This is a genomic window from Ancylobacter sp. WKF20 (genome assembly GCF_029760895.1).
Classification (GTDB): Bacteria; Pseudomonadota; Alphaproteobacteria; order Rhizobiales; family Xanthobacteraceae; genus Ancylobacter.
Window position 1 is genome coordinate 1951765 of the sequence record NZ_CP121679.1, and the last position, 25518, is coordinate 1977282.

Here is a 25518-nt window from a genome sequence, read left to right on the forward strand (position 1 = left end):
GCAAAGCTCGCTTGTGCCGCAACGTCAGGCCTGCGGCAGCGCCACGCCCGGTCGCCAGCCGGCGAGCCGCGCATTCACCTCGGGCCGGGCGATGAAGAGGAAGTTGTTGATGTAGCTGAAAGGGGCGCGGGCCGCTGTGCCGGCCTCGTTGAGGCTGGAAAGGCTCTGGTCGCGCGCGGCATCGAAGGTCTCGATCGGGTGCAGCCCGTCGGCGCGGGCGAAGAAGCCCTTATAGCCGAGCGGCTCCAGGCTCGCCCGCAGGCTGGCGACCGCGCCCGGCCGGTGGCGCTCCTCGGCCTCGATCAACAGGCTCGGGCGGAAGGAAGCGATAAGATCGCGCGCGCCGTCGACGACCCGCTGCTCATGGCCTTCCACGTCGATCTTGATGAAGGCGATCTCCTCGTCGAGGCAGTCGCTGAGGCGGAAGCAGCGCACCGTCACCTCGTCCACCGCGACGCCCTCGCCCACCGCATTGCCGTCAATGGTGGCGAGCGGCGAGTAGCCGCGCGGGATGTGCAGATCGACCAGCCCGCTCGAATCGCTCACCGCCCCGTCGAACAGGTCGAGCCGGCCATCGGCCAGCGCCTCGGGAAAACGCCGGCGCAGGATACGGCCCATATAGGGATTGGGCTCGAAGGTGGCGACGCGCGCGCCGAGGCGCAGCAGCCAGTAGGTGAACACACCGCGATTGGCGCCGATGTCGCAGGCCAGATCGCCCGGCCGCACCAGCAGCGGCAGGAATTGCAGCTCGCTCGCCGGGTTGCGCGCGGCGCGCTGGTCGGCGAGACGGCTCAGAAACGCGAACACACCAGGCAGCCGCGTCTCCGCTGCCGTTCTCAGACCTGTCAGCAAAATGGCGCCTCCGGCGCTCCTCCCGAATTTTGGCCAAGGAGTATCATGGCCCTGTCCCCAAGGTAAGAAGCTCCGCACCGGCGCCCTGCCCCTGTTCGAGGCGACCGGGAATTCGTATCTAGGCGTCATGAGTAGCCGCCCGCTTCAGGATCTGCCCGACCTCGACGATGCCGCCGACGATCTCGGCGTGGAGAGCGAGGACGATCTTCTTCTCGTCGCCCCGGAAGGCGAGGAGGCCGAGCCCGCGCCCGGCTCGGTGGCCACCGGCCGCGCCGCCATCCAGCGCGCCATCAAGCACGCGCCGAACGGGCCGGGCGTCTACCGCATGATCGGCGCGGACGGCGCGGTGCTCTATGTCGGCAAGGCCAAGAGCATCAGGAAGCGCATCATCGCCTACACCCGCCCGACAGGGCTGACCGCGCGCATCATGCGCATGGTGGCGGCGACGGTGGAGATGGAGTTCGTCTCCACCGGCACCGAGACCGAAGCGCTGCTGCTGGAAGCCAACCTCATCAAGCAGCTACGCCCGCGCTTCAACGTGCTGCTGCGTGACGACAAGTCATTTCCCTACATCCTCATCACCAAGGACCATGCCTCGCCGCAGATCACCAAGCATCGCGGCGCGCGCAACCGGCCGGGCGATTATTACGGGCCATTCGCCTCGGTCTGGGCGGTGAACCGCACCATCAACGCGCTGCAGAAGGCGTTCTTGGTCCGCTCCTGCTCGGACAGCTTTTATGAGGCGCGCACCCGGCCTTGCCTGCTGTTCCAGATCAAACGCTGCGCCGGCCCCTGCACGGGGGAGGTGAACCATAGCGACTACGCCGAATATGTCCGCGAGGCGCGCGAATTCCTGTCCGGCAAGAGCCGGGTGGTGAAGGAGCAGCTTGCCCGCGAGATGGAGCACGCCGCCGAGGAGCTGGAATTCGAGCGCGCCGCCGCGCTGCGCGACCGCCTCGCCGCGCTCTCGGCCGTGCAAGGCACGCAGGGTATCAACCCGCGCTCGGTGGAGGAGGCGGACGTGTTCGCCATCCATCAGGAAGGCGGGGCGACCTGCGTGCAGGTGTTCTTCTTCCGCACCGGCCAGAACTGGGGCAACCACGCGCTCTACCCGCGCGCCGACCGCAGCCTCGACCCCGGCGAGGTGCTCGGCGCCTTTCTCGCGCAGTTCTATGAGGACAAGCCCTGCCCGCGCCTCATCCTGCTGAGCGACGACATTGCCGAGCGTGAGCTGCTGGAGGAGGCGCTGTCCGCCCGCAGCGGCTACCGCGTCGAGATCGCCAGTCCCAAGCGCGGCGAGAAGCGCGAGCTGGTCGAGCACGCTTTGCAGAATGCGCGCGAGGCGCTCGGCCGCAAGCTCGCCGAGAGCGCCAGCCAGGCCCGCCTGCTCGACGAATTGCGCCGTACCTTCGCGCTGCCGGAGGTGCCCAAGCGCATCGAGGTCTACGACAACAGCCACATCATGGGCTCGAACGCGGTCGGCGGCATGATCGTCGCCGGGCCCGAGGGCTTCGCCAAGAGCCAGTACCGCAAGTTCAACATCCGCTCGGAGAACCTCACGCCGGGCGACGATTACGGCATGATGCGCGAGGTACTGACCCGGCGCTTCTCCCGCCTGATGAAGGAAGCACCGCGCGCGACGGCGTCAGTGCCGCCAGATGACGCCGGTGCCGCGGCCACGGAGCTCCCCACGCCGGAGCGCGAGGACGCGGAGGAAACCTCCGCCGCCACCAGCGCCTGGCCGGACCTCGTGCTGATCGACGGCGGCCCCGGCCAGCTCAAGGCGGCGTCGGAGACGCTGGCGAGCCTTGGCATCACCGATGTGCCGTTGATCGGCGTCGCCAAGGGCCCGGACCGCGATGCCGGCCGCGAAACCTTCTACCGCGAGGGCCAGACGCCGTTCCGGCTGGAGCCGCGCGACCCGGTGCTCTATTTCGTCCAGCGCCTGCGCGACGAGGCGCACCGCTTCGCCATCGGCTCGCACCGGGCGCGGCGCAAGAAGGACATCACCCAGGCCGGCCTTCAGGAGATTCCCGGCGTCGGCCCCACCCGCAAGCGCGCCCTGCTTCGGCATTTCGGCACGCTGAAAGCGATTGAGCGCGCCTCGCTGGCCGATCTGGAAGGCGTGCCGGGGGTCAATGCGGCCACTGCGCGGGCCGTCTACGACTTCTTTCACGCCCGGCCGTCATGAAGCGTCCCATGGTCACGCGATGGCCACAGCCCGACCGCACTATGGGTTTTCGCGCGGCGGGAGGGCGTGGCGGCAGGGCAGCGTCCCTATCGCCTGATCGTGCCAATGCGATTGACGCGGCGGACGGGCGCCTTTACGTCCGTTCCAAGGGAGCCGGCACGCCATGGTCGATGTCACAAGCAGCCAGAAGACGCTACGGGAGCCGACCATGAAGCGCGGCCACGCCTTCTCGCTGCCCAACATGCTCACTTACGGCCGCTGCGTCGCTGTCCCGGTGGTCGCCGCCTGCCTGTTCTGGGCGGATATTCTCGCTGGTGGCCTCTGGCTGCGCTGGCTCGCGCTGGCGATCTACATCGTCGCCGCCATCACCGATTTCTTCGACGGCTATCTCGCCCGCGCCTGGTCGCAGCAATCGGCCATTGGCCGGATGCTCGACCCGATCGCGGACAAGCTGCTGGTCTCGACCTCGCTGCTGATGCTGGCCTCGGACGGCACCATTCGTGGCTGGTCGCTCTGGGCCGCCGCCGTCATCCTGTGCCGCGAAATTCTCGTGTCCGGCCTGCGGGAATTCCTCGCCGAGCTGCGCGTGAGCGTGCCGGTGACGCGGCTCGCCAAGTGGAAGACCACCGCCCAGCTCGTCGCGGTCGGCGTGCTGCTCGCCGGCCCGGCGGCGGATCTGCTGGTGCCCGGCATCACGCTGGTCGGCATCATGCTGCTCTGGATCGCCGCCGTGCTCACGCTTTACACCGGCTGGGATTATTTCCGCGCCGGCGCGCGCCATCTGATCGAGGACGCCGCGTGAAGGTGCTGTATTTCGCCTGGGTGCGCGAGCGCATCGGCCGCGAGGCCGAGGAGATCGAGGTGCCCGCCGAGGTGCGCACCGTCGCCGAGCTCGCCGGCTTTCTGGCCGGGCGCGGCGAGGGCTATGCCCGCGCCTTCGAGAACCCGAAGGTCGTGCGCGCCGCGCTCGACCGCAAGCACGCCAAGCCGGACGCGCCGCTCGCCGGGGCGCGCGAGATCGCCTTCTTCCCGCCCATGACGGGCGGCTAACCGGCGCTGGCCGGCGGAGACCGCCATGTCCACGGCATCCCTGTTCACTGTTCGCATTCAGGCCGAGGATTTCGACGCCGCGCATGAGGCGAAGGCGCTGACGCAGGGCCGCACCGATGTCGGCGCCGTCGTCACCTTCGCCGGGCTCTGCCGCGCCGACGACGCGCCGGGCGGCGCCCCGCTGATCGCCCTGACGCTGGAGCATTATCCCGGCATGGCAGAGGAGGAGATGACGCGCCTCGTCGAGGAGGCCCGCGCGCGCTGGCCGCTCACCGGCGCCACCGTCATCCACCGCTATGGCCGCATGGTGCCGGGCGACAATATCGTGCTCGTCGTCACCGCCTCCAGCCACCGCGCCGCCGCCTTCGAGGCCGCGACCTTCCTGATGGACTGGCTGAAGACCCGCGCGCCGTTCTGGAAGCTGGAAGAGCGCGAGGAAGAGCGCAACTGGATCGCCGCCAAGGACAGCGACGACGAGGCCGCCGAGCGCTGGGGCTGAGCGCGGATTTTCCAGCGGTCCCCCGCCCCCGTCATCCCGGAACGGCCAAAGGCCGTATCCGGGATCGTATGCCGTGACATTCAAGCCGATCCCGAAATCCAACTCGATCCCGAAATATGCGACGATCCCGGCTCTCCGCCTGCGGCTCCGGCCGGGATGACGCGCAAGGGCACGCCCTTGCCCACCACCGCGTCGTCATGGCCGGGCTTGGCCCGGCCATGACGACTTCTGTTTCCTCACCCCCCGAAACGAACATGCCCGGCACGAGGCCGGGCATGACGTTATCGTGTCGTGGCGCCGAGGCGCGGCCTGTGGGCTCAGGCCGCCGCCTTCTTGGGCTGCACTTCGGCCATGTAGTCGTCCATCAGCGTGCGCGTGACCGGGCCGGGCTGATAGTGGAAGCGGCCGGCGATCTCCGACACCGGCGTCACCTCGGCGGCGGTGCCGGTGATGAAGCATTCGTCGAAGTTGCCGAGTTCTTCCGGCATGATCGCCCGCTCATTCACCACGATGCCGCGGCGCTTGGCGAGCTCGATCACCGTCTGGCGGGTGATGCCGTTCAGGAAGGCATCGGCCTCCGGCGTGTGGATGACGCCGTCCTTGACGAAGAACACATTGGCGCCGGTGCATTCGGCGACACGGCCGCGCCAGTCCAGCATCAGCGCGTCGGCATAGCCGTTCCGCTCCGCCGCGTGCTTGGAGATGGTGCAGATCATGTACAGGCCGGCCGCCTTCGAGGTCGAGGGCGCGGTCTGCGGGTCGGGACGGCGGTACTTCGCCTCGTCGATGCGGATGCCCTTCAGCCGCTGCGCCGGGTCGAAATAGCTCGGCCACTCCCACGCCGCGATGGCGAGGTGGATCTGGTTGTGCTGCGCCGACACGCCCATCATGTCCGAACCGCGCCAGGCGACCGGGCGCAGATAGGCGTCCTTGAGGTTCATCCGGGTCAGCAGCTCGCGCGAGGCGGCGTTGATCTCGGCGTCGCTATAGGGCAGCTCGAAATCGAGGATGCGGGCGCTTTCGCGCAGGCGGGCGGTGTGCTCTTCCAGCTTGAAGATCTCGCCACCATAGGCCCGCTCGCCTTCGAATACGCAGCTGCCATAGTGCAGCCCGTGAGTCAGCACATGAACCTGAGCATCCTGCCACGGCACGAAGGCGCCGTCGTACCAGATCCAGCCGCTACGTTTGTCGAAAGGCTCGCTAGCCATGGTGCATCTCCCAAATGGAACCGGAAAGCGCCCTCACGGCGCCGGCCCCTCTCGTCCTTTGGCCGTTCAGGCTTCGGCGTTGTCGCGAAAGCGCAATCTTTTGCCTCGCGGCCGAAGTCCCGTTATCGTTCGCCGCCCATAGGGCAGCTCGTCCTCCCGTTCCGAACAGGTTGCCGGCAACGCCGAACGATCCTTTCGTTGAACGGGACATCTCGGTAACGATCATAACGAAAAAAGTCAACATGGCTGACATAAATGTCTCGGCGCCGTCCCGCTCCGCCAAGGGCGAACCCAGCACGCCCGCGCGCCCTGCCGGCGGCGGCGAGGGCGAGCCGCTGATCGATCTGATCGAGCTTTTCTTCTTTGCCTACAGGAACTTCGTCAGCGATCCCGACGAGATCCTGCAGGGCATCGGCTTCGGCCGGGCGCATCACCGGGTGCTGCATTTCGTCAGCCGCCACCCGGGTATGCGCGTCACCGACCTGCTCGACATCCTGCGCATCACCAAGCAGAGCCTCGGGCGGGTGCTGCGCGAGCTGGTGGACCAGGGCTTCATCGACAGCCGGGCCGGTGCCTCGGACCGGCGCCAGCGCCTGCTCTATCTCACGCCCAAGGGCGAGTCGCTGGCGCAGGAGTTCGTCTCCATCCAGTCGCACCGCCTGCGCCGCGCGCTCGCCGAATGCGGCGTGGACACGCGCGAGAACGCCCGCCGCTTTCTTGTCGCCATGATCGACCCGGAAGATCGTGGCCCGATCGAGAAGCTGATCGCCCGCGCCGACCAGCAGGCCGAGGCCCGCGCCACCAAGGGCTCCGGCGAGAAGGCGACGGACAAGCGCGCCCTCGCGCGTCCGGTCGGCTGAAGGAACGCGCCATGCTCAATGCCGCCACCGGCACCGCGACGGTAAGGACGATGCCCGCCGACGACGCCATCCACCTGCTCATCGTCGATGACGACCGCCGCATCCGCGACCTGCTCTCCCGCTTCCTCACCGAGCATGGCTACCGCGTGACCACCGCCGAATCGGCGGCTGACGCCCGCGCCCGCCTCGGCGGCCTGACGTTCGACCTGCTGATCCTCGACGTGATGATGCCGGGCGAGAACGGCTTCGATCTCGCGCGCCATGTGCGCACCGAATCCAGCGTGCCGATCCTCATGCTCACCGCCCGCTCGGAGATCGGCGACCGTATCCAGGGGCTCGAGATCGGCGCCGACGACTATCTCGCCAAGCCCTTCGAGCCACGCGAGCTGCTGCTGCGCATCGGCAACATCATCAAGCGCTCCGCCACCCCGCCGGCGCAGGTGATCGAGACCGTGCGCTTCGGGCCCTTCGCCTTCCATCTGGAGCGCGGCGAGCTGACCCGCGACGGCGAGCCGGTGCGCCTCACCGACCGCGAGCGCGACATGCTGCGCGTGCTCGGCGAGCGGCCGGGCGAGACGGTGCCGCGCCAGGCCCTCGTCGCGCCGGGCGTCGCCGCCGGTGACCGCGCGGTGGACGTGCAGGTGAACCGCCTGCGCCGCAAGATCGAGCGCGATCCTGCCAACCCCGCTTATGTGCAGACCGTCCGGGGCGTCGGCTACCGGCTGGTCGTCGCGCCTTGAGCCTGCTCGACACCCATATGGTCGGCGCCGCCCGCGCGCGGCTGCGGCTGACACAGGCGCGGATGCGCGAGAACAATGCCCGCTTCGGCGCGTGGTTCAACCGCATCATGCCGAAGGGGCTCTATGCCCGCTCGCTCATCATCATCGTCACGCCGATGGTGATCCTGCAGTCAGTGCTCGCCTTCGTCTTCATGGAGCGGCACTACAACACGGTGACGCGCCGCCTCTCGGCCGCTGTCTCGCAGGATATCACCGCCATCGCCGATCTTGCGGTCACCTTCCCCACGGTGGCCGATCAGGAGCGCATTAAGCAGATCGCCCAGTCGGCGATGGGGCTGACGGTGGACTTCCTGCCCGGCGAACGCCTGCCGCCGCCCGGCCCGAAGCCGTTCTTCTCCATCCTCGATTCCAACTTCACCGGGGAATTGGGCAAGCGGCTTCGCCGGCCGTTCTGGACCGACACGGTCGGTAACTCGAACCTCATCGAGGTGCGCGTGCAGCTCGACGGCACGGTGCTGCGCGTCTTCGCCCGCCGCACCCAGGCCTATCTGTCGAACTCGCACATCTTCCTCGTCTGGATGGTCGGCACCTCGCTGGTGCTGCTGGCGGTCGCCATCCTGTTCCTGCGCAACCAGATCAAGCCGATCGAGAAGCTGGCCGATGCCGCAATCGCCTTCGGCAAGGGGCGCGACGTCTCCGGCTTCCGCCCGCGCGGCGCGCGCGAGGTGCGCGGCGCGGCGCTGGCCTTTCTCGAAATGCGCCGGCGCATCGAGCGGCAGATCGAGCAGCGCACCACCATGCTGGCGGGCGTCAGCCACGACATGCGCACCATCCTCACCCGCTTCAAGCTGGAGCTGGCGCTGCTCGGCGACAGCCCGGACACGGAGGGAATGCGCAAGGATGTCGAGGAACTCCAGAACATGCTGGAGGCCTACCTCGCCTTTGCCCGCGACGACACTGGCGAGACGCCGCTGGTGGCGGACATCGCCCGCATCATCGAGGACACCCGCTACAATGCCGAGCGCCACGGCGCGAACGTGACCGCCAGCTTCACCGGCGATCCGATGGTGATGATCCGCGCCGACGCCTTCCGCCGCTGCCTCGCCAATCTCGCGGCCAATGCGTGGCGCCACGGCACGCGCGTTGCCATCACCGGCATGCGCGACGACCGCTGGCTCACCGTCTATGTCGATGATGACGGGCCGGGCATCGCGCCGGACAAGCGGGAGGAAGTCTTCCGCCCCTTCGTGCGCCTCGACGACGCCCGCAACCAGGACGCCGGGGGCTCCGGCCTCGGCCTCACCATCGCCCGTGACGCCGCCCGCTCGCATGGCGGCGATGTCAGCCTCGGCGAGAGCCCGCTGGGCGGCCTTCGCGCGACAGTGCGGATACCGGTGTGAATGTCTCGGCTTGTTTCCCGGCCAAGCGTAGCCGCAGGCGGAGCGCGAGCCGGGACCCAGCGTAAGATGACGCCGGAGGCGCCAAATAGCTTTTGCGCTACGCGGCGTATCCCCTGGATCCCGGATCTGCGCTGCGCATCGCGCAGCTTGTCCGGGACGCGGGACTGGCTCAGAAGAGCCGGGCGCCGTTCGGCACCTCGCGGTCGGGCTTGAACAGCACCACCGCGCCGTCCTCGTCCGGGAAGCCGAGGGTGAGTACTTCCGACATCATCGGCCCGATCTGGCGGGGCGGAAAGTTCACCACCGCCGCCACCTGCCGGCCGATGAGATCCTCCGGTGCGTAATGCACGGTGATCTGGGCGGAGGACTTCTTGCAGCCGATATGCGGCCCGAAGTCGATCACCAGCTTGATCGCCGGCTTGCGCGCCTCCGGGAAGGGCTCCGCCTGGATGATCGTGCCGACGCGGATGTCCACCTTGAGGAAATCGCCGAAGGAAATCTGGTCGAGCGGCGCGAGACTCACGGCGTACCTCCTTGAAGCAACTCAGGCCGTAACGGATTCTTCCGGCGGCGCCGCGTCCTTTTGGCGGCGCCGGCCGCCGGTGGCAAGCCGCATCGCGCCTTCGAGCAGGCCAAGCGCGCGCTGGCCCTTATCCAGCTCGCGGTCGAGCGCTGCCATGGTACGGGCGAGCGCGGGGTCCTCGTCGCGCAGATAGGTCTGGAGCACGCGGGCATAGATCAGCGCCAGCCCCTGCGCCCGCACGGCGCCGCGCAGCCCGGCGGTGTCGATCTTCGCCGCTGCCAGCATCCATTGCTGCGAGCGCACCGCAAGCCGGTTCAGCGCCAGAGCGAAGAACGGGTTGCGCCGGGCGGAATCGGCGAGCGAGCGCAGCGCGGCCTTGTGGGGGCCGAGCACGTCAAAGCGCCGCATCAGCACGTCGAACAGCCGATCGCGCGGCGGCTCGTCGGCCATGTCGTCGGTGGGCGCGGCGAGAACCTTGCGGTCGGTGTCGCGCACGAAGGCCGAGACCATGTCGAAGGTCGAGCCATAGCCGGCGCGCAGCTCGGAGAGCGACACGCCCGCCTCCTGCGCGACGTCGCCAAGGCTGATGCGCTCGAAGGGCCGCTCGGCGAGCAGGACGAGGAAACTGTCGAGGATTTTCTCGCGCGACGCATCCCGGCTGGGCGCCTCTATGCGGGGCGGTTCGGCAATCGTCTCGGGAGCGGCAGTGCTCACCGATGCCTTGGCGGCGCGGGGCTTCGGGGCGGACTTAGCCGCTTTGGGCGTCGTGGCGCCCGCCGGCTCCGTGGTTTCCTGCGCCGTCGTTCTGGAACTGCGTGCCATGATGACCTCCTGTCCTGAACGTGCCTGTCCTGAATGTAGGACGCGCGCCCCATCAGGAGAAGGGCGCGACCTCCGATTTGAAGGTTACGCGCCCCTCACGTCTCGGGATCAGCCCGCCAGTTCGCGCGAGCGCCGCGCCGCCGCCAGCACCGCCTCGGTGAGCAGCGGGCCAAAGCCCTTTTCCTCGTCCATCAGCACGGCGAGTGCCGCCGCCGTGGTGCCATTGGGCGAGGTGACGTTCTTGCGCAGCTGGGCGGGATCAATGCCGGAGCGGACCATCAGCTCGCCCGCGCCGGCGACGGTCGCGCGCGCCAGACGATCGGCCATGTCCGCCGGCAAGCCCGCCTGCGCCCCCGCCGCCGCCAGCGCCTCGGCCAGCAGGAACACATAGGCGGGGCCGGAGCCGGAGACGGCGGTGGCGACATCGATCAGCGCCTCCTCCTCCACCCACTCGACGCCGCCGCTGGCGCGCAACAGCGCATCGGCAATCTGCATCTGCTCGGAGGTCACCGCCGCGTTGGGCACGGCGACCGTGACGCCGCGCCCGATGGCGGCCGGGGTGTTGGGGATGGAGCGCACCACCGCCGTGCCCGGCGCGAAGGCGGCTTCCAGAAAGCCCAGCGTGCGACCGGCCATCACCGAGACCACCAGCGTCTGCGGGCCGGCGAGCGGAGCGACCTTGGCGAGCACCTCGGGCGCCACCTGCGGCTTCACCGCCAGCAGCATGACGGCGGGCGGGCCGCCATTCAGCGGGTTGAGCGCGACGCCCTTCGCGGCGAGCAGCGCGGCCACCTCCGGCGGCGGACCGGGATCCACCACGGCGATGCGCGCCGGCTCCAGCCCGAGGCCGATCCAGCCCTCCAGCATCGCGCCGCCCATCTTGCCGGCGCCAACCAGCAGCACCCGCCCGGGAATGTCGGAAAGTGTAACCATCGTGGAACTCTGCGTCTGAAGCGGAAGGAAACGTCCCTTGCGCCCAGCATATCCCGTCCCGCGCCACGACGCGCGCCGCTAGGCCGGGCATCCACGCTTTTGCAGGCACGCTTCGAGAGAACCATCCTTCGAGGCCCGGCTGCGCCGGCCACCTCGGGATGACGGTGTGAAGGCAGCGGGAACTGTCAGCAGAGCGGCACCCTGCCCTCAGCGTGTCCCGGCCCAGCGGAGCCGGAGGCGAAGCGCCGAGCCGGGATCCAGCGCCCGACTCCGCCGAAGGCGCTTCATCAACGATAATTGGGCGCTTCGCGGTTTTCTCCTGGACCCCGGCTCGGCGCTGCGCATGCGCGCAGCTTGTCCGGGGAACAGCTTCCCGCCTGACACTTGGGCAGGCGACGCATCGCCCGCCCTCTTCAGTTCACGCGCGTCACGCCTCGCCGACGGTCTCGAACAGCGTGGCGTCCATCGCCTCGCGGGCGGACTTGCCGGCCCAGACGACGAACTGGAAGGCGGGGAAATAGCGTTCCACCGCCTCGATGGCGCATTCCATCAGCACCTCGCACTGGCGGTCGGTCGCCTCGGCGCCGGCGAGCAGCAGCGCGTGGCGGAACATGATCACGCCCTCCTTCGACCAGAGGTCGAAATGACCGATCCACATCTGCTCATTGATGAGCGAGAGCAGGCGCAGCACCTCGGTCTTGCGCTTTTCCGGCACCTTCAGATCGAAGGCGCAGGCGATGTGCAGCGCCTCGACCTCATCCATCCACTGGAAGGAGACGTGGCAGTCGGTCCAGCGGCCTTCGATGGAGATGGTGATCTCATCCTCGGCCGAACGCTCGAACGCCCATTCATTGAGCGCAGCCATGCGCTCGACCAGATCCAGCGGATTGAGGCGGGTGTCGGACTCGAAGTCAGTATAGGTCATGCTCGACCTCGCGAGGGTGGGCACGGACGCAGGTCGGACGCGTACAACGCTGGGGGCCTCGCGGGCGGGTTTCGCTGGGAAAAGCGCCGTTGTCGACTTTATCGCGCTGGATAGGCACCTCACTGAGACCGTCGGCCTGGACCGCCGGATGAACGGTCCATGGCAAAGGTGTCGGGATTCGCGGCGTTGCGGCAAGCGGCGATGCGCCGCATCCACATGCGGATGGATCAGCCGAGCGAGTCGGGCGGGCTGATTTTGGCTTCGAGCGCGGCGATACGGGCTTCGAGACGCTCATTCTCCTCGCGCGCAGCGGCGGCGAGTTCCTTCACGGTCTCGAACTCCTCGCGCGTGACGACATCGAGCTCGCGCAGGATGCGCTCGGCCTGGGAGCGCATCACGGTCTCGGCCTCGCGGCGCACGCCGGACGCGACGCCGGCGGCGTCGTTCATCAGCCGGGCGAAATCGTCGAAGATGCGGCTGGTGGTCTGGGTCATGGTCTTCTCCCGACTGGGGCTCGTGACGTAGCGCGCCATTACGGGGAGAATGGGGCGCCGCAAGGGGCTCTGCAAGGGTGGCGGCCGTTTCGCGCGCGCGCCGGCGGCACTGGAGTGGCGGTAGTAGCCTGCCCGCCTTGATCCTGTCACGCGGCGCGGGCAAGAGGCGGGCACGCCGGCCACAGGAATCGCCCCGCCCTTCCCCGTACGCACCGCCCCCCGCGTGCTTGCTCTCACCCGGCGTTCGTGCTGCCCTCCCTGCCGTCCTCGCGAAACCCGATGCCCATGTCTCCGCTCTTCGTCCTGCCCTTCCCGAACATCGACCCGGTGCTCATCGAGCTCGGGCCCTTCGCCATTCGCTGGTATGCGCTCGCCTATGTCGCCGGGCTGCTGATCGGCTGGTGGATGGCCAAGCGGCTGTGCGAGCGGCCGGCTTTGTGGGGCGGGCGGGCGCCGATCGCGCCGGAAGCGTTCGACGACGCGGTGGTGTGGATCGCTTTCGGCGTGATCCTCGGCGGGCGCATCGGCTATGTGCTGTTCTACAACCTCGCCTATTACATCGAGAATCCGCTGCAGGCGCTCACGGTCTGGCATGGCGGCATGGCCTTCCATGGCGGCTTTCTCGGCTCGATCCTCGCCATGTACCTGTTCTGCCGGAAGCGCGGGCTGGCCTTCGTGTCGATGCTCGACATCGCCGCCGCCGTGGTGCCGATCGGCCTGTTCTTTGGCCGCCTCGCCAATTTCATCAATGGCGAGCTGTGGGGCCGCCCCTCCGACGTGCCGTGGGCTTTCGTGTTCCCCCATGGCGGGCCGGAGCCGCGCCACCCGAGCCAGCTCTATGAGGCGGGACTGGAAGGGCTTGCCATCTTCATCATTCTCCAGCTCGCCATCCGCGCCGGTGCGCTCGCCCGGCCGGGCACGGTCGCCGGCAGCTTCGTGTTTCTCTATGGCTGCGCCCGCATCTTCGTGGAGTTCTTCCGCGAGCCGGACCCGCAGCTCGGCTATCTCGCGGGCGGCTGGCTAACCATGGGGATGGTGCTGTCACTGCCCATGCTCGCGGTCGGGCTCGCCCTCATCGCCCGCGCCCGCCGGCGCCCGGCGCTCTCGGCCGACGCGCCGGCATGACCACGCCGCTCGCCGCGGAGATTGCCCGCGAGATCGCGCTCACCGGGCCGCTCACGGTCGCGGACTATATGGAACGCTGCCTGTTTCACCCGAGCCTTGGCTATTACACGACGCGCGAGCCCTTCGGCGCCGCCGGCGATTTCACCACCGCGCCGGAAATCAGCCAGATGTTCGGCGAGCTGCTAGGGCTCTGGGCGGCCGATAGCTGGATGCGGCTCGGCGCCCCCTCCCCCTTCATCCTCGCCGAGCTCGGGCCGGGACGCGGCACCATGATGGCGGACGCGCTGCGCGCCACCCGCATCGTGCCCGGTTTCCATTCCGCCATGCGGGTCGTGCTGGTGGAAGCCTCGCCGCGCCTGCGGGAACGGCAGGCGCAAACGCTCGCGGCCTATGATGTGAGATGGGCAGGCTCGATTGATGAGCTGCCCGCGGGGCCACTGATCCTTCTGGCGAACGAATTCATCGACGCGCTGCCCATCCGCCAGTTCCTGCGCACGCCCGAGGGCATCGCCGAGCGGATGGTCGGCCTCGATGACACGGGCGCCCTCGCCTTCGGCTTGCGCCCGGGCGCGCGGCTCGATGGGCGGGCCGAGGCAAGGCTGCGGGTTGCCCCGCTGGGCGCCGTGCTCGAACTCTGCCAGGCCGGCCTCTCGGTCGCGGAAAAGCTCGGCGCCCGGCTCGCCACCTCCGGCGGGGCGGCGCTGTTCGTCGATTACGGCCATGCCGGCGAGCGCGAGCCGGGCGGCGGCTTCGGCGACACGCTGCAGGCGCTGCGCGCACACGCCTTTGACGACGTGCTCGCCCATCCCGGCGAGGCGGATGTCACCGCCCATGTCGACTTCGCCGCGCTGGCCCTCGCCGCCATCGCCACCGGCGCCCGCGCCTTTGGCCCGGTTCCGCAGGGCGCGCTGCTGGACCGGCTCGGCATCGCCGCCCGCGCCGAGCGGCTGAAGCGTCATGCGGATGAGGCAACCCGCGCGGCCATCGATGCCGCCCATGCCCGCCTCGCCGGAACCGGCGACGGGCAGATGGGCACCCTCTTCAAGGCGCTCGCTCTGGTGCATCCTGCGCTGGACGAGATGGCCGGATTCGCCCCCGGCGAGGAATTCAGGAACGCTGCCGCATGAAGGTCGAATCCTCCGCCCTCGCCGCCCTGCCGGGCATCCGCCACGCCTTCTTCACGCGCGAAGGCGGCGTCTCGGAAGGGCTCTATGCCGGGCTGAATGGCGGCACCGGCTCGAATGACGACCCCGCCCGCGTCTCTGAGAATCGCGCCCGGATGGCGCAAGCGCTTGGCGTGCCCAAAACGCACCTCCTCACCTGCTGGCAGATCCACTCGCCGGACTGCGTGGTGGTGGACGGTCCCTGGGCCGAGCGCCCCAAGGCGGATGCGGTGGCGACCAATACGCCGGGCGTCGCCGCCGGCGTCGCGATCGCCGATTGCGGGCCGGTGCTGTTCGCCGATGGAGAGGCCCGCGTCGTCGGCGCCGCCCATGCCGGTTGGAAAGGAGCGGTCGGCGGCGTGCTGGAATCCACCGTCGCCCGCATGGAGGAACTCGGCGCCCGGCGCGAGCGCATGGTCGCCGCCATCGGCCCGCTGATCCGCCAGCCGAGCTATGAGGTCGGCCCCGACTTCATCGCCACGCTGACCGGGCTCGACCCGGATAATGACCGCTTCCTCATTCCTTCCCCGCGCGAGCACCACGCACTGTTCGACCTGCCCGGCTACATCGCCGCGCGGCTGGCGCGGATCGGGGTCGGCACGATCGACGATCTCGGCCTCGACACCTATGCGGACGAGGGCCGCTTCTTCAGCTACCGTCGCGCAACGCATCGCGGCGAGGCCGATTATGGCCGCCTGATTGCCGCCATCACGCTTGCCTGATTCCCTCCACGGAGCCCGCCATGGCGCTGCATTTCACCGGCCCGGAATTCGCCCGCCGCAAGGAACGCCTGCTCGCGGCCATGGCCGAGCATCGCCTCGACGGCCTGCTGATGTTCCAGCAGGAGTCCATGTACTGGCTCACCGGCTATGACACGTTCGGCTTCTGCTTCTTTCAGTCGCTCTGGCTGGGGGCGGATGGACGGATTGCGCTTCTCACCCGCTCGGCGGATCTGCGGCAGGCACAGCACACCTCGATCATCGAGGACATCCGCATCTGGGCCGACCGCGCCGACGCCACGCCGCAGGCGCAGCTGCGCGACATGGTAGAGAGCCTCGGGGGCCTCGGCACGCGGATCGGTGTCGAATATGAGAGCTACGGGCTCACCGCCGCGAACGGCAAGAAGCTCGACGCAGCGTTTGACGGCTTCGCCACGCTGGTCGATGCCTCCCGCGTAGTGGACCGGCTGCGGGCGGTGAAATCGGCGGCGGAAATCACCTATGTGCGGCAGGCCGGCAAGCTGGCGCTGGCCGCGCGCGAGGCCGGCATTGCCGCCATCGCGCCGGGCGTCGACGAGGGCGAGGTGCTCGCCGCCATGCAGGGCGCGGTGTTCCGTGGCGGCGGCGACTACCCGGCCAATGAGTTCATCATCGGCTCCGGCCCCGACGCGCTGCTCTGCCGCTACAAGGCCGGTCGCCGCAAATTGTCCGGCGAGGACCAGATCACGCTGGAATGGGCCGGCACGTACCGCCACTACCACGCGGCGATGATGGAGACGGTGATCGTCGGCCCGCCGCGCGACCGGCATCTGGAGCTGTTCGCCGCCGCCAAGCAGGCCATGGAAGCCTGCGCCCACACCATCATCCCCGGCAAGACGGCGGGCGAGGTGTTCGCGGCACATGCCCATGTGATGGACGGGCACGGGCTGGAGAAGCACCGCCTTGCCGCCTGCGGCTATTCGCTCGGGGCGAAATTCACCCCGTCCTGGATGGACCCGCCCATGTTCTATGCCGGCCATGACTGGGTGCTGGAGCCCGGCATGGTGATGTTCGCGCATATGATTCTGATGGACAGCGACAGCGGCTCGGCCATGTGCCTCGGCCGCACCTTCCTGATCGGCGTTAACGGTAACGAGTGCCTAACGGACGCGCCTCTGGACCTAATCGTTAATTAGTTTTAACCATTCCCCATCGGCCGGTGACGGCGTGACTCCCGCGCATGGGAGGTGCGCCGCGACCGCTCCAGGGGATGGTTTTATGATCGATCGACTCCGCCGGCAGATTGGCCGGCGCCTGCCGACGACCGCGGTGCTGCTCGCCGCACTCGCCCTCGGGGCCTGTCAGACCGGCAATGGCAACAAGCCGGTTGCCGCCGCCTCCATCTCCGGCGGCACCAAGACCATCGCCTTTGAATCCATCGACGGACCGCCCCAGCCGGTGTTCGACAAGCTGGTCGCCAGCCTGTCCAGCGAAGCCAGCGCCCAGAAGGTGCCGGTGGTCTCCCGCCAGTCCCCCGCCGCCTACCGCGTGCGCGGCTATCTCGCCGCCGCCGTGACCAACGGCAAGGGCGAGGTCGACTGGGCGTGGGACGTATTCGACGCTGACCAGGAGCGGGTGCTGCGCGTCTCCGGCACAGAGAAGGTCGGCGACGGCAAGGATGTCTGGAACACGATCGACGACGCGACGCTGACGCGCATCGCCGCCCAGAGCCTCGACGAGATCAAGACTCGCCTCGCCAATGGCGTCCCCGCTCCGGCGGCGAGCGCCCAGCCGGCCGCGAGCGAGCCTGTGTCGGATGAGCCCGGCGCCGCCCCGCCCGTGCGCGAGGATGACGGCCCGGTGGTCGCCGAGGGAACGTCGGCGGACGAGCCCGGCGCTGCCGTTGCGGAAGCTGCGGCACCCGCTGGCGGCTCGGCCCTCACCTTCGCTGCTCATCCCTGAGCAGGACTGGCTCCGGGAGTCGGCGCGCAACCGTGGCATGGTGGCGGACAACCTGTTGCACCGCACCGGACTCCGCTTTACAGGGCGGGCCGGCCCGCCTATCAGGTCGGCGCGACGGCCGTGCGACGGGCGTTGTTGAGATAGTACGGCTGGGAGCGCGCCGGAATGTCGAGTAATAACGGGTCGATCAAGATCGTCTCCGGCAATGCCAACCGTCCCCTTGCGGAAGCGATCGGGGCGTATCTTCAGACCTCGCTGACCAAGGCGGTGGTCCGGCGCTTTGCCGACATGGAGATCTTCGTCGAGATTCAGGAGAACGTGCGCGGCAAGGATGTCTTCATCCTGCAGTCGACCTCCTTCCCGACCAATGACCATCTCATGGAGCTGCTCATCATCACCGATGCGCTGCGCCGTTCCTCGGCCCGCCGCATCACGGCCGTGCTGCCCTATTTCGGCTATGCGCGGCAGGATCGCCGCTCCTCCGGCCGCACGCCGATCTCGGCCAAGCTGGTGTCGAACCTGATCACCCATGCCGGCGCCGACCGCGTGCTGACGGTTGATCTGCATGCCGGCCAGATCCAGGGCTTCTTCGATATCCCGACCGACAATTTGTTCGCCGCCCCCGTGATGGTGGCCGACATCAAGTCGCGCTTCGACCTGTCGAACCTCACCGTGGTGTCGCCTGACGTCGGCGGCGTGGTGCGCGCCCGCGCGCTCGCCAAGCGCATCGACGCCCAGCTCGCTATCGTCGACAAGCGCCGCGAGCGGCCGGGCGAGAGCGAGGTGATGAACGTCATCGGCGATGTCGAGGGCAAGCGCTGCATCCTCGTCGACGACATTATCGATTCCGGCGGCACGCTGGTAAACGCCGCTGACGCCCTTCTGGCGCGCGGCGCGACCGAGGTGCACGCCTACATCACCCATGGCGTTCTGTCGGGCGGCGCGGTCTCGCGCGTCACCGCCTCGAACCTCAAGGAACTGGTGATCACCGATTCGATCCAGCCGACCGAAGCGGTGCGCGTCGCCCGCAATATTCGCGTCGTCTCGATCGCCAGCCTGCTGGCGGAGGCCATCGGCCGCACCGCGCACGAAGAAAGCGTCTCCAGCCTTTTCGATTGAAAGGGCAAGGCGTTAGCCGACGACACGACGTTGTGAATCGGGCGCCGCGCGCTTTTTGTGCGCTGCGCCATGGTCGCTCCACAGTTACGCCCCACGGTCCCCGCTCGCGACAATGAACGGGACTTCGTGATGAGGCGCTTCTTTCCGCGCGGCCATATGCCGGCGCTTCCGGGCGAGGCGACGGCCCTGTGCCGCCGCGCGACCGGGCTGGCACTGCCCCTCCTGGCTCTTCCCCTGCTCGCGCTACCAGCGAGCGCGCAGACCGCCTTCGACCCGTGGAGCGGCATTGCCGTCACCGTGACCCCGGCGCCGGACGAGTCCTCGGCCTATGACGACGCCGTGGCCGACACCCCGCCCCCTCCCACGGAGGCGACGCCCGCCGTCGCCGGCGCCGTCGCGACGACACCCGTCGGCAGCGAGGACACGCAGGAGCCCTCGCTGTGGGACGCGCTGAGCCTCGCTATTGGCGGCGATCTGCCGGAACTGCCCAAGGAGAAGCCGGCGCCGAACCAGCTCCTCCCCGCGCGCAAGCCCGTCGTCACGACCGCCAAACCCACCGTGCCGACCAGCCTCGAAGTCGAACAGGGCCCCGCGCATCTCGCCGTCAGCACCAATGCCAGCGGCTCGGCGCCGAAATCCGGCCTCGGCGGGGCGACGGATGGTGGTGCCTCCGGCGAGATCAAGGCGCGGCTGGGCGTCGAGCAGAACAATCTCAGCGTCTACAGCACCGGCGTCGTCGGCGCCTCGGCAAGCACCAGCACGCCCTCGCTCTACGATAATCTGGCCGTCGGCAGCAGCTACAGCGTGCCGCTCTCCTCGTTCGGCCTCGGGCAGGAGAAGCTCGGCGCCTCGGTCGAGGTGACCAACAGCCAGACCGTGACCACCGGCATGGAACTGCGCGCCCCGCTCGGCACCTATGAGCGCTTCATCTCGGTGGAGCGTACCGCCTCGCCGGATTCGACCGGCAGCGGCATCGTCAAGGCGGGCGTGCTCGGCAAGTTCTGACGGCGGCATCGCGGCGCGCGCAACACCGCGCAGACATTGCTCCAGCGCGCTTTTGCTGCTAATAGCCCGCCCGGTCGTGGCCTTTCCGCACCCCTGGAGGCGTGCCACGACCTGCCTAACCTAATTCCTACGCCAGGAACGGGCCGCGCGAGCGGCCTTATCCTTTTGCAACCATGTAAGGACAAGCCATGACCGCTACCAAGCAGATCAAGGCGCAGGCTCGCACGACCGCCGGCAAGGGGGCCGCTCGTGCTGTTCGCCGCGCCAATCGCGTTCCCGCCGTGATTTACGGCGACGGCAAGCCGCCCGTCGGCATCTCGCTGGATTTCATCGAGATCAACAAGCTCATCTATGCCGGGCACTTCCTCACCACCCTGTTCGACATCGACGTCGACGGTGAAAAGTACCACGTCATTCCGCGCGACTATCAGCTTGACCCGGTCAAGGACTTCCCGCTGCACGTCGACTTCCTGCGCGTCGCCGCCGGCGCCAGCCTGACCGTCGACGTTCCCGTGCACTTCCTGAACGCCGACTCCGCGCCGGCGATCAAGCAGGGCGCCACGCTGAACATCGTCAGCCACACCGTCGAGTTGAACGTGCCGGCCGACTCGATCCCCGAGGCCATCGAGGTCGACGTCTCCACCTATAATTTCGGCGACTCGATCCACCTCTCGGCGATCACCCTGCCGGCCGGCGTGACCTGGGCCGGCCATGGCGACGACACGCTCGCGACCATCACCACCCCGTCGGGTGCGAAGGAAGCGGATGCGGACGACGCCGCGGCTGCCGCCGCCGAGGCCGCCAAGTCCTGATCGGACAACGGCCCGGGCAGATGTCGCCCCACGAACACAGAGCCGGAAGTTCGCTTCCGGCTCTTTTCATGTCCGCTCCCTGAGGAGGCTTTCCGGTGTTCCTCTTCACCGGGCTCGGCAATCCCGGGCCGAAATATGCCGGCAACCGGCACAATATCGGCTTCATGGCGGTCGACGCCATCGCCCGCCGTCATCGTTTTTCGCCCTGGCGCCGCCGCTTCCAGGGCGCGGCCTGCGAAGGCGAGATCGACGGCGAGAAGGTGCTCGCCTTGCTGCCCGAGACCTTCATGAACGAGAGCGGCCGCGCGGTCGCCGAGGCCCAGCGCTTCTACAAGATCGCGCTCGCTGACATCTACGCCTTCCATGACGAGCTCGACCTGCCCCCCGCCAAGGTCCGCGCCAAGATCGGCGGCGGCAATGCCGGGCATAACGGCCTGCGCTCCATCACCGCCCAGTGCGGCAATGAGTATGGCCGCGTGCGGCTCGGCATCGGCCACCCCGGCGACAAGGCGCTGGTGCATAATTTCGTCCTCAGCGACTTCGCCAAGGCCGAGCGCGGCTGGGTGGAGGCGGTGTGCGACGGCTGCGCCGAGCTTGCCGGCCTGCTGGTCACCCGCCGCATCGACGAGTTCCAGAGCCGTTTCCATCTTCTGCTGGAAGCGCGCGGCTTCGGCACGGTGAAGGTGCCGGGAGCGTCCTGACATGCGTGACATGCCCCGCGGCGCCGGCGCGCTCCTCGCCCTGCTGCTGTCTTTTGCTCCCGCCGTCGCGCAGGCGCAGTCGCCGCCACCGGAACTGGCGCTGGCACATCGGGAGCATGCCGTCATCGCCAATATCGTCGCCGTCTCGATTGCCGGTGGCCCTGCGGTGCCGGTCACCTTCGACACCGGCTCTTCCGGTCTGCGCATTCTGGAAAGTGCCGTCGGCGCGGATGTCCGGCGCACCGACACGCATCTGCGCGAGGGCTATGGCGATGGCACCGTGCTGGAGGGCTATCTCGGCTATGCCGCCGTGGCCTTCCCCACCCGCGACGGGGCCAGCGTGACCACGGCTCCCATCGCGGTGCACGTCGTCACCAAGGTGTCCTGCCGGCCGGACAAGCCCGATTGCCCCGGCATCGGCGACGGCCGCGCCGGCGTCATGGGCGTGGACTATGGCGGGCGGGGCCATGTGTTCAACCCGCTGGCGCAGCTTCCGGCCCCGCTCGGCGACGGCTTCATAGTTGACCTCGATCCCGAGGCACCGCGCGTCATCCTGCGCCGACCCGAGGGGGAGCGCTTCCGCTTCGGCGCGATGGTGGCGGATGATCCGGCCCTGTGGTCGGGCAATGGCACCTCCCGGACCTGGAAATCGGACAGCCTCAGCGCCTGCTTCTCGGTAGACGATGCGCCCGTGGGCTGTGCGCCCACCGTGTTCGACACCGGCGGCAGCGCGATGCATTTCGCCCCGTCGGCTAGCGACGGCGCCCTCCCCTTCGGCTATCTGCCGGAAGGCCAGCGCGTGACGATGGACGTCTCTGACGTGTTCCGCCTGTCCTTCCGTTCCGAAGGCCATCACGATGTGCGCATCGATCCCGAGCCGCGCGCCAATAGCGGCGAGCGGTTCTTCCGCCATTTCCGCGTCGGCTTCGATGCCGTGAACGGCCGGATCGGCTTCGAACGGCGCCAATCATCCGAGTGAGGGCAAGGCCGGCCCATTGCGCTGAGGCCGCCTCTTCCTTACCACCCTCACCAACGCAACTTCGATCGAACGGTAAAAGTCATGGGCTTCAAATGCGGCATTGTCGGCCTGCCGAATGTCGGCAAGTCGACCCTCTTCAACGCGCTGACGCAGACGGCGGCGGCGCAGGCGGCGAATTATCCGTTCTGCACCATCGAACCCAATGTCGGCGACGTCGCCGTGCCCGATCCGCGGCTTGAGACGCTGACCAAGATCGCCGGCTCGCAGCAGATCATTCCGACCCGCCTGACCTTCGTGGACATTGCCGGCCTGGTGCGCGGCGCCTCCAAGGGCGAGGGCCTCGGCAACCAGTTCCTCGCCAATATCCGCGAATGCGACGCCATCGCCCATGTGGTCCGCTGCTTCGAGGATTCGGACGTCACCCATGTCGAGGGCAAGCTGGCGCCGATCTCCGACATCGAGACCATCGAGACCGAGCTGATGCTGGCCGATCTCGAAAGCCTGGAGAAGCGCGCCGGCGCGCTGGAGAAGAAGGCCAAGGGCGGCGACAAGGAGGCCAAGGAACTTCTTGACCTGATGACCCGTGCGCTGACGCTGCTGCGCGAGGGCAAGCCCGCCCGCCTCGTCGAGGTGAAGCCGGAGGAGGAGAAGGCCTTCCGCATGCTCGGCCTGCTCTCCTCCAAGCCCGTGCTCTATGTCTGCAATGTCGAGGAAGCCTCGGCCAAGAACGGCAACGCCCTGTCGGCGGAGGTCTTCGCCCGCGCGGCCGAGGAAGGCGCCAAGGCCGTGGTGGTCTCCGCCAAGATCGAGAGCGAGATCGCCGTGCTGCCGGCCGAGGAGCAGAAGGACTATCTCGAAGCCATCGACCTCGAGGAGCCCGGCCTCAACCGCATCATCCGCACCGGCTATGAGCTCCTGAAGCTGGTGACCTATTTCACCGTCGGTCCGAAGGAAGCGCGCGCCTGGACCATCACCGCCGGCACCAAGGCGCCGGGCGCGGCGGGCGTCATCCACTCGGATTTCGAGAAGGGCTTCATCCGCGCCGAGACGATCGCCTATGACGACTACGTCAAGGGCAATGGCGAAGCCGGCGCGCGCGAGGCCGGCCGCCTACGGCTCGAAGGCAAGGAATATGTCGTCGCCGATGGCGACGTGCTGCATTTCCGCTTCAACACCTGAGGACAGGCGAGACACGCCGATGACAGACGGCACCGACACCCTGCTGCGTCCCGCCCGCGCGGGCGACGGCGCCGCGCTGTTCGAGGTCACCCGCCGCTCCGTCGCCGGCCTCGCGACCGACCATTACTCGCCCGAGCAGATCGCGGGCTGGATGGGTTCCCGCACCCCGGCCTATTACGAGGACATCATCGCGCGCGGCAATGTCGTCGTCGCCGAGCGCGCGGGCGCGGTGGTCGCCTTCGTCGATGCCGAGCCGGGCGAGGTCACCCGCCTCTTCCTGCTGCCGGAGACCGCCGGCGCCGGCCTCGGCCGCCGCCTGCTGGAGATCGGCGTGGAGAAGGCCCGCCTTGGCCATGACGGGCCGATCAAGGTGGAGTCGACCGTGAACGCGCAGGGCTTCTACCAGCGCCACGGTTTCCGGCCGGTGGGGCGGGGGTACTTCTCCCACGGCCTCGGCGGCGACCCCATCGAGATCGTGCATATGGAGCGCTGACCGGCCCGCCCGCGCGGCCCGGTCTTGACCTGCGCGCCAACGTCCCCTGTGATCGGGGCTGACGGGCGCGCTCTGGCGCCGCCCGGCTTGGCGGGGGCTGCGCGCGGCGATGCTGTTCTGGGAAGACTTCCACGAGGGCCATAAAGCCGCCTGCGGGCGCTATGTGGTCGGCCGCGAGGAAATCGTCGCCTTCGCGCGGGAGTTCGACCCCGCCCCCATCCATCTCGACGATTCCGCCGCCGAGGCGACGCGGCTCGGCGGGCTCTCCGCCTCCGGCTGGCATCTGTGCTGCATCTTCATGCGCCTGGCGGCGGATGGCTTCCTGACCCGCTCCTCCTGCCTCGGCGCGCCGGGCATTGACGAGGTGCGCTTCCTCAAGCCCGTCCATCCGGGCACGGTGCTCAGCCTCAAGCGCGAGGTGCTGGAGACGCGCTCCTCCAAGAGCCGGCCGGAGATGGGGCTGGTGAAGTTCCGTTTCGAGCTGGTCGATGCCGGCGGCGCGGTGATGATGGACCTCGTCTCCAGCGTCATGTTCGGCCGGCGCAATCCCGGCTTCCGTCCGGCCTGAGGAGGCGATGATGCTGTTCTTCGAGGATGTCGAGATCGGCGCCCGCACCCGGCTGGGCGCGTACAGCTTCCGGGCCGAGGAGATGGTGGCCTTTGCCCGCATGTGGGATCCGCAGGCCTTCCATCTCGACGAGGGGGCGGGCGCACGTACCCATTTCGGCGGGCTGGTGGCGTCGGGCTGGTACACCGCCGCCATCGCGGCGCGACTACGGGCGCAGGCGATGGAGCGCGAGCACGAGGCCCTGCGCCGCGCCGGCAAGCCCGTGCCGCGCGTGGGCCCTTCACCCGGCTTCAAGGATCTGAAATGGCTGCGCCCGGTCCGCGCCGGCGACACGCTGACCTTCGAGAGCGAGGTCGTCGCCAAGAAGCCCAGCGCCTCCCGCCCCGAATGGGGCCTCGTCTTCACCCACGACACCGCCACCGACCAACACGGCCGCCTCACATTCGAGCTGACGAACTGCGTGTTCGTCGAACGGGCGGAGGGGTGATGGGGCAGACGCTATCGATCCTGCTGTGGAACGTCATGTGGCGTCACCGCGGCAACCCGGCAGGGGACAGGGTGGCCGCGCTCATCCACGAGGCAGACGCCGATCTGATCTGCCTGACGGAAGGCTTCATCGACCTGCTACCGGCGGGCGGTGACGTGCTGACGTCGGATCCCGATTTTGGCTACGGCGTCAAGGCGGGGCGCCACAAGGTCATATTGTGGAGCCGTTCTGCTTGGCAGGAGACCGATTGTTTCGGCCATGAAAGGCTGCCCACGGGGCGCTTTGCTGCCGGTACAACCGCCACGACACTCGGCCTTCTCCGCGTCTACGGCCTCTGCATCCCCTGGAGCATGGCAGGTGTACGACGGGCCGAAGAGCCGCTTCGCCCTTGGGAGGCGCATCGCGCCTATCTGACTGGGTTGGACGAGGTGCTGCCGCGTGTGGTGCCCGGCGATAGCATCGTTCTTGGTGACTTCAACCAGCATGTGCCGCGCCGCCGCGCGCCGCTGGCCGTAAGCGATATGTTGCAGACGGTGATCGGGCGCCGCATGACCATCGCCACGCAGGGCGCTCTGGATGGCTTTCCGGGACCGGTCATCGACCATCTGGCCCATGGGCCCGCATTGAGGATGACCAAGGTCCAACCCATCACGCCGATTGGTCCCGGCGGCGAAAAGCTGTCCGACCATGTCGGGCTCAGGCTGGAGTTGAGCCGCGTCTGAACAGGCGA

Annotated in this window: 29 protein-coding genes; 22 read left to right on the forward strand and 7 right to left on the reverse strand. The window is 68.6% G+C overall.

Annotated elements, in window-relative coordinates; all coding sequences use genetic code 11:
- Positions 1 to 24: 24 nt before the first annotated feature.
- Positions 25 to 807 carry an FkbM family methyltransferase gene (locus AncyloWKF20_RS09035; protein WP_279317528.1) on the reverse strand — a complete coding sequence of 261 codons (783 nt, stop codon included), beginning with the start codon at positions 805 to 807 and terminating at the stop codon, positions 25 to 27.
- A gap of 172 nt (positions 808 to 979) precedes the next feature.
- On the opposite strand from AncyloWKF20_RS09035, the gene uvrC reads away from it, so the two are divergent.
- The 4 genes from uvrC (at position 980) to AncyloWKF20_RS09055 (ending at position 4592) form a co-directional block, all read left to right on the forward strand.
- Positions 980 to 3043: an excinuclease ABC subunit UvrC gene (gene uvrC, locus AncyloWKF20_RS09040; RefSeq protein ID WP_279317529.1), complete on the forward strand. Its 2064-nt coding sequence runs from the start codon at positions 980 to 982 to the stop codon at positions 3041 to 3043.
- A gap of 163 nt (positions 3044 to 3206) precedes the next feature.
- Positions 3207 to 3845 (forward strand): CDP-diacylglycerol--glycerol-3-phosphate 3-phosphatidyltransferase, encoded by a 639-nt coding sequence (gene pgsA, locus AncyloWKF20_RS09045; RefSeq protein WP_279317530.1) that lies wholly within the window; start codon positions 3207 to 3209, stop codon positions 3843 to 3845.
- Positions 3842 to 4093, forward strand: coding sequence for a molybdopterin converting factor subunit 1 (gene moaD, locus AncyloWKF20_RS09050; protein ID WP_267581754.1), 252 nt, complete (start codon positions 3842 to 3844; stop codon positions 4091 to 4093). Before pgsA ends, moaD begins: the two co-directional genes overlap by 4 nt.
- Positions 4094 to 4118: 25 nt before the next feature.
- A complete protein-coding gene (locus AncyloWKF20_RS09055) occupies positions 4119 to 4592 on the forward strand; it encodes a molybdenum cofactor biosynthesis protein MoaE (protein ID WP_279317531.1) in 474 nt (157 codons plus the stop codon).
- Between the two features lie 317 nt (positions 4593 to 4909).
- Here AncyloWKF20_RS09055 and AncyloWKF20_RS09060 read toward each other — a convergent pair whose 3' ends face one another.
- Positions 4910 to 5800 (reverse strand): branched-chain amino acid aminotransferase, encoded by an 891-nt coding sequence (locus AncyloWKF20_RS09060; protein WP_279317532.1) that lies wholly within the window; start codon positions 5798 to 5800, stop codon positions 4910 to 4912.
- Between the two features lie 242 nt (positions 5801 to 6042).
- Between AncyloWKF20_RS09060 and AncyloWKF20_RS09065 the strand changes: the two genes are divergently transcribed.
- From AncyloWKF20_RS09065 to AncyloWKF20_RS09075, 3 genes are all read left to right on the forward strand, one after another.
- Positions 6043 to 6660, forward strand: coding sequence for a MarR family transcriptional regulator (locus AncyloWKF20_RS09065; RefSeq protein ID WP_279317533.1), 618 nt, complete (start codon positions 6043 to 6045; stop codon positions 6658 to 6660).
- An 11-nt stretch (positions 6661 to 6671) separates the two neighbouring features.
- Positions 6672 to 7400 (forward strand): response regulator, encoded by a 729-nt coding sequence (locus AncyloWKF20_RS09070; protein ID WP_279317534.1) that lies wholly within the window; start codon positions 6672 to 6674, stop codon positions 7398 to 7400.
- A 62-nt stretch (positions 7401 to 7462) separates the two neighbouring features.
- Positions 7463 to 8800: an ATP-binding protein gene (locus tag AncyloWKF20_RS09075; RefSeq protein WP_279317919.1), complete on the forward strand. Its 1338-nt coding sequence runs from the start codon at positions 7463 to 7465 to the stop codon at positions 8798 to 8800.
- A gap of 169 nt (positions 8801 to 8969) precedes the next feature.
- Here the strand turns inward: AncyloWKF20_RS09075 and AncyloWKF20_RS09080 are convergent, their stop codons facing one another.
- The 5 genes from AncyloWKF20_RS09080 to AncyloWKF20_RS09100 form a co-directional block, all read right to left on the reverse strand.
- Positions 8970 to 9323, reverse strand: a complete 354-nt coding sequence (locus tag AncyloWKF20_RS09080) for a tRNA-binding protein (RefSeq protein WP_279317535.1) — start codon at positions 9321 to 9323, stop codon at positions 8970 to 8972.
- Between the two features lie 21 nt (positions 9324 to 9344).
- Complete coding sequence (locus tag AncyloWKF20_RS09085; protein ID WP_279317536.1) at positions 9345 to 10145, reverse strand: TetR/AcrR family transcriptional regulator; 801 nt, start codon at positions 10143 to 10145, stop codon at positions 9345 to 9347.
- 108 nt (positions 10146 to 10253) lie between these two features.
- Complete coding sequence (gene proC, locus AncyloWKF20_RS09090; RefSeq protein ID WP_279317537.1) at positions 10254 to 11078, reverse strand: pyrroline-5-carboxylate reductase; 825 nt, start codon at positions 11076 to 11078, stop codon at positions 10254 to 10256.
- Between the two features lie 427 nt (positions 11079 to 11505).
- Entirely contained in the window at positions 11506 to 12003 is a 498-nt protein-coding gene (locus AncyloWKF20_RS09095; protein WP_267581746.1) for a YbjN domain-containing protein, read from the reverse strand.
- A 227-nt stretch (positions 12004 to 12230) separates the two neighbouring features.
- Positions 12231 to 12497, reverse strand: a complete 267-nt coding sequence (locus AncyloWKF20_RS09100; RefSeq protein ID WP_267581745.1) for an accessory factor UbiK family protein — start codon at positions 12495 to 12497, stop codon at positions 12231 to 12233.
- A gap of 279 nt (positions 12498 to 12776) precedes the next feature.
- Between AncyloWKF20_RS09100 and lgt the strand changes: the two genes are divergently transcribed.
- The 15 genes from lgt (at position 12777) to AncyloWKF20_RS09175 (ending at position 25510) form a co-directional block, all read left to right on the forward strand.
- Positions 12777 to 13622 (forward strand): prolipoprotein diacylglyceryl transferase, encoded by an 846-nt coding sequence (lgt, locus tag AncyloWKF20_RS09105; RefSeq protein WP_279317538.1) that lies wholly within the window; start codon positions 12777 to 12779, stop codon positions 13620 to 13622.
- Entirely contained in the window at positions 13619 to 14749 is a 1131-nt protein-coding gene (locus tag AncyloWKF20_RS09110) for an SAM-dependent methyltransferase (protein WP_279317539.1), read from the forward strand. The genes lgt and AncyloWKF20_RS09110 overlap by 4 nt, the downstream gene beginning before the upstream one ends.
- A complete protein-coding gene (pgeF, locus tag AncyloWKF20_RS09115) occupies positions 14746 to 15507 on the forward strand; it encodes a peptidoglycan editing factor PgeF (protein WP_279317540.1) in 762 nt (253 codons plus the stop codon). The genes AncyloWKF20_RS09110 and pgeF overlap by 4 nt, the downstream gene beginning before the upstream one ends.
- A gap of 20 nt (positions 15508 to 15527) precedes the next feature.
- The gene (locus AncyloWKF20_RS09120) at positions 15528 to 16679 is read left to right on the forward strand and encodes a Xaa-Pro peptidase family protein (RefSeq protein ID WP_279317541.1); all 1152 of its coding nucleotides are present in this window, start codon (positions 15528 to 15530) and stop codon (positions 16677 to 16679) included.
- An 82-nt stretch (positions 16680 to 16761) separates the two neighbouring features.
- Positions 16762 to 17445, forward strand: a complete 684-nt coding sequence (locus tag AncyloWKF20_RS09125; protein WP_279317542.1) for a hypothetical protein — start codon at positions 16762 to 16764, stop codon at positions 17443 to 17445.
- 165 nt (positions 17446 to 17610) lie between these two features.
- On the forward strand, positions 17611 to 18564 hold the full coding sequence (locus AncyloWKF20_RS09130) for a ribose-phosphate pyrophosphokinase (protein ID WP_213756536.1): 954 nt from the start codon (positions 17611 to 17613) through the stop codon (positions 18562 to 18564).
- 129 nt (positions 18565 to 18693) lie between these two features.
- Positions 18694 to 19569: a hypothetical protein gene (locus AncyloWKF20_RS09135; protein WP_279317543.1), complete on the forward strand. Its 876-nt coding sequence runs from the start codon at positions 18694 to 18696 to the stop codon at positions 19567 to 19569.
- Positions 19570 to 19757: 188 nt separating this feature from the next.
- Positions 19758 to 20381, forward strand: a complete 624-nt coding sequence (locus tag AncyloWKF20_RS09140) for a 50S ribosomal protein L25/general stress protein Ctc (RefSeq protein WP_279317544.1) — start codon at positions 19758 to 19760, stop codon at positions 20379 to 20381.
- Positions 20382 to 20476: 95 nt separating this feature from the next.
- A complete protein-coding gene (gene pth, locus AncyloWKF20_RS09145) occupies positions 20477 to 21082 on the forward strand; it encodes an aminoacyl-tRNA hydrolase (protein ID WP_279317545.1) in 606 nt (201 codons plus the stop codon).
- Position 21083: 1 nt separating this feature from the next.
- Positions 21084 to 22061, forward strand: coding sequence for a hypothetical protein (locus tag AncyloWKF20_RS09150; RefSeq protein ID WP_279317546.1), 978 nt, complete (start codon positions 21084 to 21086; stop codon positions 22059 to 22061).
- An 81-nt stretch (positions 22062 to 22142) separates the two neighbouring features.
- Positions 22143 to 23240, forward strand: coding sequence for a redox-regulated ATPase YchF (gene ychF / locus AncyloWKF20_RS09155; RefSeq protein ID WP_279317547.1), 1098 nt, complete (start codon positions 22143 to 22145; stop codon positions 23238 to 23240).
- A gap of 19 nt (positions 23241 to 23259) precedes the next feature.
- Positions 23260 to 23733 (forward strand): GNAT family N-acetyltransferase, encoded by a 474-nt coding sequence (locus AncyloWKF20_RS09160; protein WP_279317548.1) that lies wholly within the window; start codon positions 23260 to 23262, stop codon positions 23731 to 23733.
- A gap of 109 nt (positions 23734 to 23842) precedes the next feature.
- A complete protein-coding gene (locus AncyloWKF20_RS09165; protein ID WP_279317549.1) occupies positions 23843 to 24301 on the forward strand; it encodes a MaoC family dehydratase in 459 nt (152 codons plus the stop codon).
- Between the two features lie 7 nt (positions 24302 to 24308).
- Entirely contained in the window at positions 24309 to 24788 is a 480-nt protein-coding gene (locus tag AncyloWKF20_RS09170) for a MaoC/PaaZ C-terminal domain-containing protein (RefSeq protein ID WP_279317550.1), read from the forward strand.
- Entirely contained in the window at positions 24788 to 25510 is a 723-nt protein-coding gene (locus tag AncyloWKF20_RS09175; protein WP_279317551.1) for an endonuclease/exonuclease/phosphatase family protein, read from the forward strand. The genes AncyloWKF20_RS09170 and AncyloWKF20_RS09175 overlap by 1 nt, the downstream gene beginning before the upstream one ends.
- The last annotated feature ends 8 nt before the right edge of the window (positions 25511 to 25518 follow it).

Bases quoted from the DNA above. Each gene is read 5' to 3' on its own strand.
- uvrC (WP_279317529.1), top strand. From the start codon at position 980: ATGAGTAGCCGCCCGCTTCAGGATCTGCCCGACCTCGACGATGCCGCC.
- pgsA (WP_279317530.1), top strand. From the start codon at position 3,207: ATGGTCGATGTCACAAGCAGCCAGAAGACGCTACGGGAGCCGACCATG.
- AncyloWKF20_RS09055 (WP_279317531.1), top strand. From the start codon at position 4,119: ATGTCCACGGCATCCCTGTTCACTGTTCGCATTCAGGCCGAGGATTTC.
- AncyloWKF20_RS09060 (WP_279317532.1), bottom strand. From the start codon at position 5,800: ATGGCTAGCGAGCCTTTCGACAAACGTAGCGGCTGGATCTGGTACGAC.
- AncyloWKF20_RS09065 (WP_279317533.1), top strand. From the start codon at position 6,043: ATGGCTGACATAAATGTCTCGGCGCCGTCCCGCTCCGCCAAGGGCGAA.
- AncyloWKF20_RS09070 (WP_279317534.1), top strand. From the start codon at position 6,672: ATGCTCAATGCCGCCACCGGCACCGCGACGGTAAGGACGATGCCCGCC.
- AncyloWKF20_RS09075 (WP_279317919.1), top strand. From the start codon at position 7,463: ATGCGCGAGAACAATGCCCGCTTCGGCGCGTGGTTCAACCGCATCATG.
- AncyloWKF20_RS09085 (WP_279317536.1), bottom strand. From the start codon at position 10,145: ATGGCACGCAGTTCCAGAACGACGGCGCAGGAAACCACGGAGCCGGCG.
- proC (WP_279317537.1), bottom strand. From the start codon at position 11,078: ATGGTTACACTTTCCGACATTCCCGGGCGGGTGCTGCTGGTTGGCGCC.
- AncyloWKF20_RS09095 (WP_267581746.1), bottom strand. From the start codon at position 12,003: ATGACCTATACTGACTTCGAGTCCGACACCCGCCTCAATCCGCTGGAT.
- AncyloWKF20_RS09100 (WP_267581745.1), bottom strand. From the start codon at position 12,497: ATGACCCAGACCACCAGCCGCATCTTCGACGATTTCGCCCGGCTGATG.
- lgt (WP_279317538.1), top strand. From the start codon at position 12,777: ATGCCCATGTCTCCGCTCTTCGTCCTGCCCTTCCCGAACATCGACCCG.
- AncyloWKF20_RS09110 (WP_279317539.1), top strand. From the start codon at position 13,619: ATGACCACGCCGCTCGCCGCGGAGATTGCCCGCGAGATCGCGCTCACC.
- pgeF (WP_279317540.1), top strand. From the start codon at position 14,746: ATGAAGGTCGAATCCTCCGCCCTCGCCGCCCTGCCGGGCATCCGCCAC.
- AncyloWKF20_RS09120 (WP_279317541.1), top strand. From the start codon at position 15,528: ATGGCGCTGCATTTCACCGGCCCGGAATTCGCCCGCCGCAAGGAACGC.
- AncyloWKF20_RS09125 (WP_279317542.1), top strand. From the start codon at position 16,762: ATGATCGATCGACTCCGCCGGCAGATTGGCCGGCGCCTGCCGACGACC.
- AncyloWKF20_RS09130 (WP_213756536.1), top strand. From the start codon at position 17,611: ATGTCGAGTAATAACGGGTCGATCAAGATCGTCTCCGGCAATGCCAAC.
- AncyloWKF20_RS09135 (WP_279317543.1), top strand. From the start codon at position 18,694: ATGAGGCGCTTCTTTCCGCGCGGCCATATGCCGGCGCTTCCGGGCGAG.
- AncyloWKF20_RS09140 (WP_279317544.1), top strand. From the start codon at position 19,758: ATGACCGCTACCAAGCAGATCAAGGCGCAGGCTCGCACGACCGCCGGC.
- AncyloWKF20_RS09150 (WP_279317546.1), top strand. From the start codon at position 21,084: ATGCGTGACATGCCCCGCGGCGCCGGCGCGCTCCTCGCCCTGCTGCTG.
- ychF (WP_279317547.1), top strand. From the start codon at position 22,143: ATGGGCTTCAAATGCGGCATTGTCGGCCTGCCGAATGTCGGCAAGTCG.
- AncyloWKF20_RS09160 (WP_279317548.1), top strand. From the start codon at position 23,260: ATGACAGACGGCACCGACACCCTGCTGCGTCCCGCCCGCGCGGGCGAC.
- AncyloWKF20_RS09165 (WP_279317549.1), top strand. From the start codon at position 23,843: ATGCTGTTCTGGGAAGACTTCCACGAGGGCCATAAAGCCGCCTGCGGG.
- AncyloWKF20_RS09170 (WP_279317550.1), top strand. From the start codon at position 24,309: ATGATGCTGTTCTTCGAGGATGTCGAGATCGGCGCCCGCACCCGGCTG.
- AncyloWKF20_RS09175 (WP_279317551.1), top strand. From the start codon at position 24,788: ATGGGGCAGACGCTATCGATCCTGCTGTGGAACGTCATGTGGCGTCAC.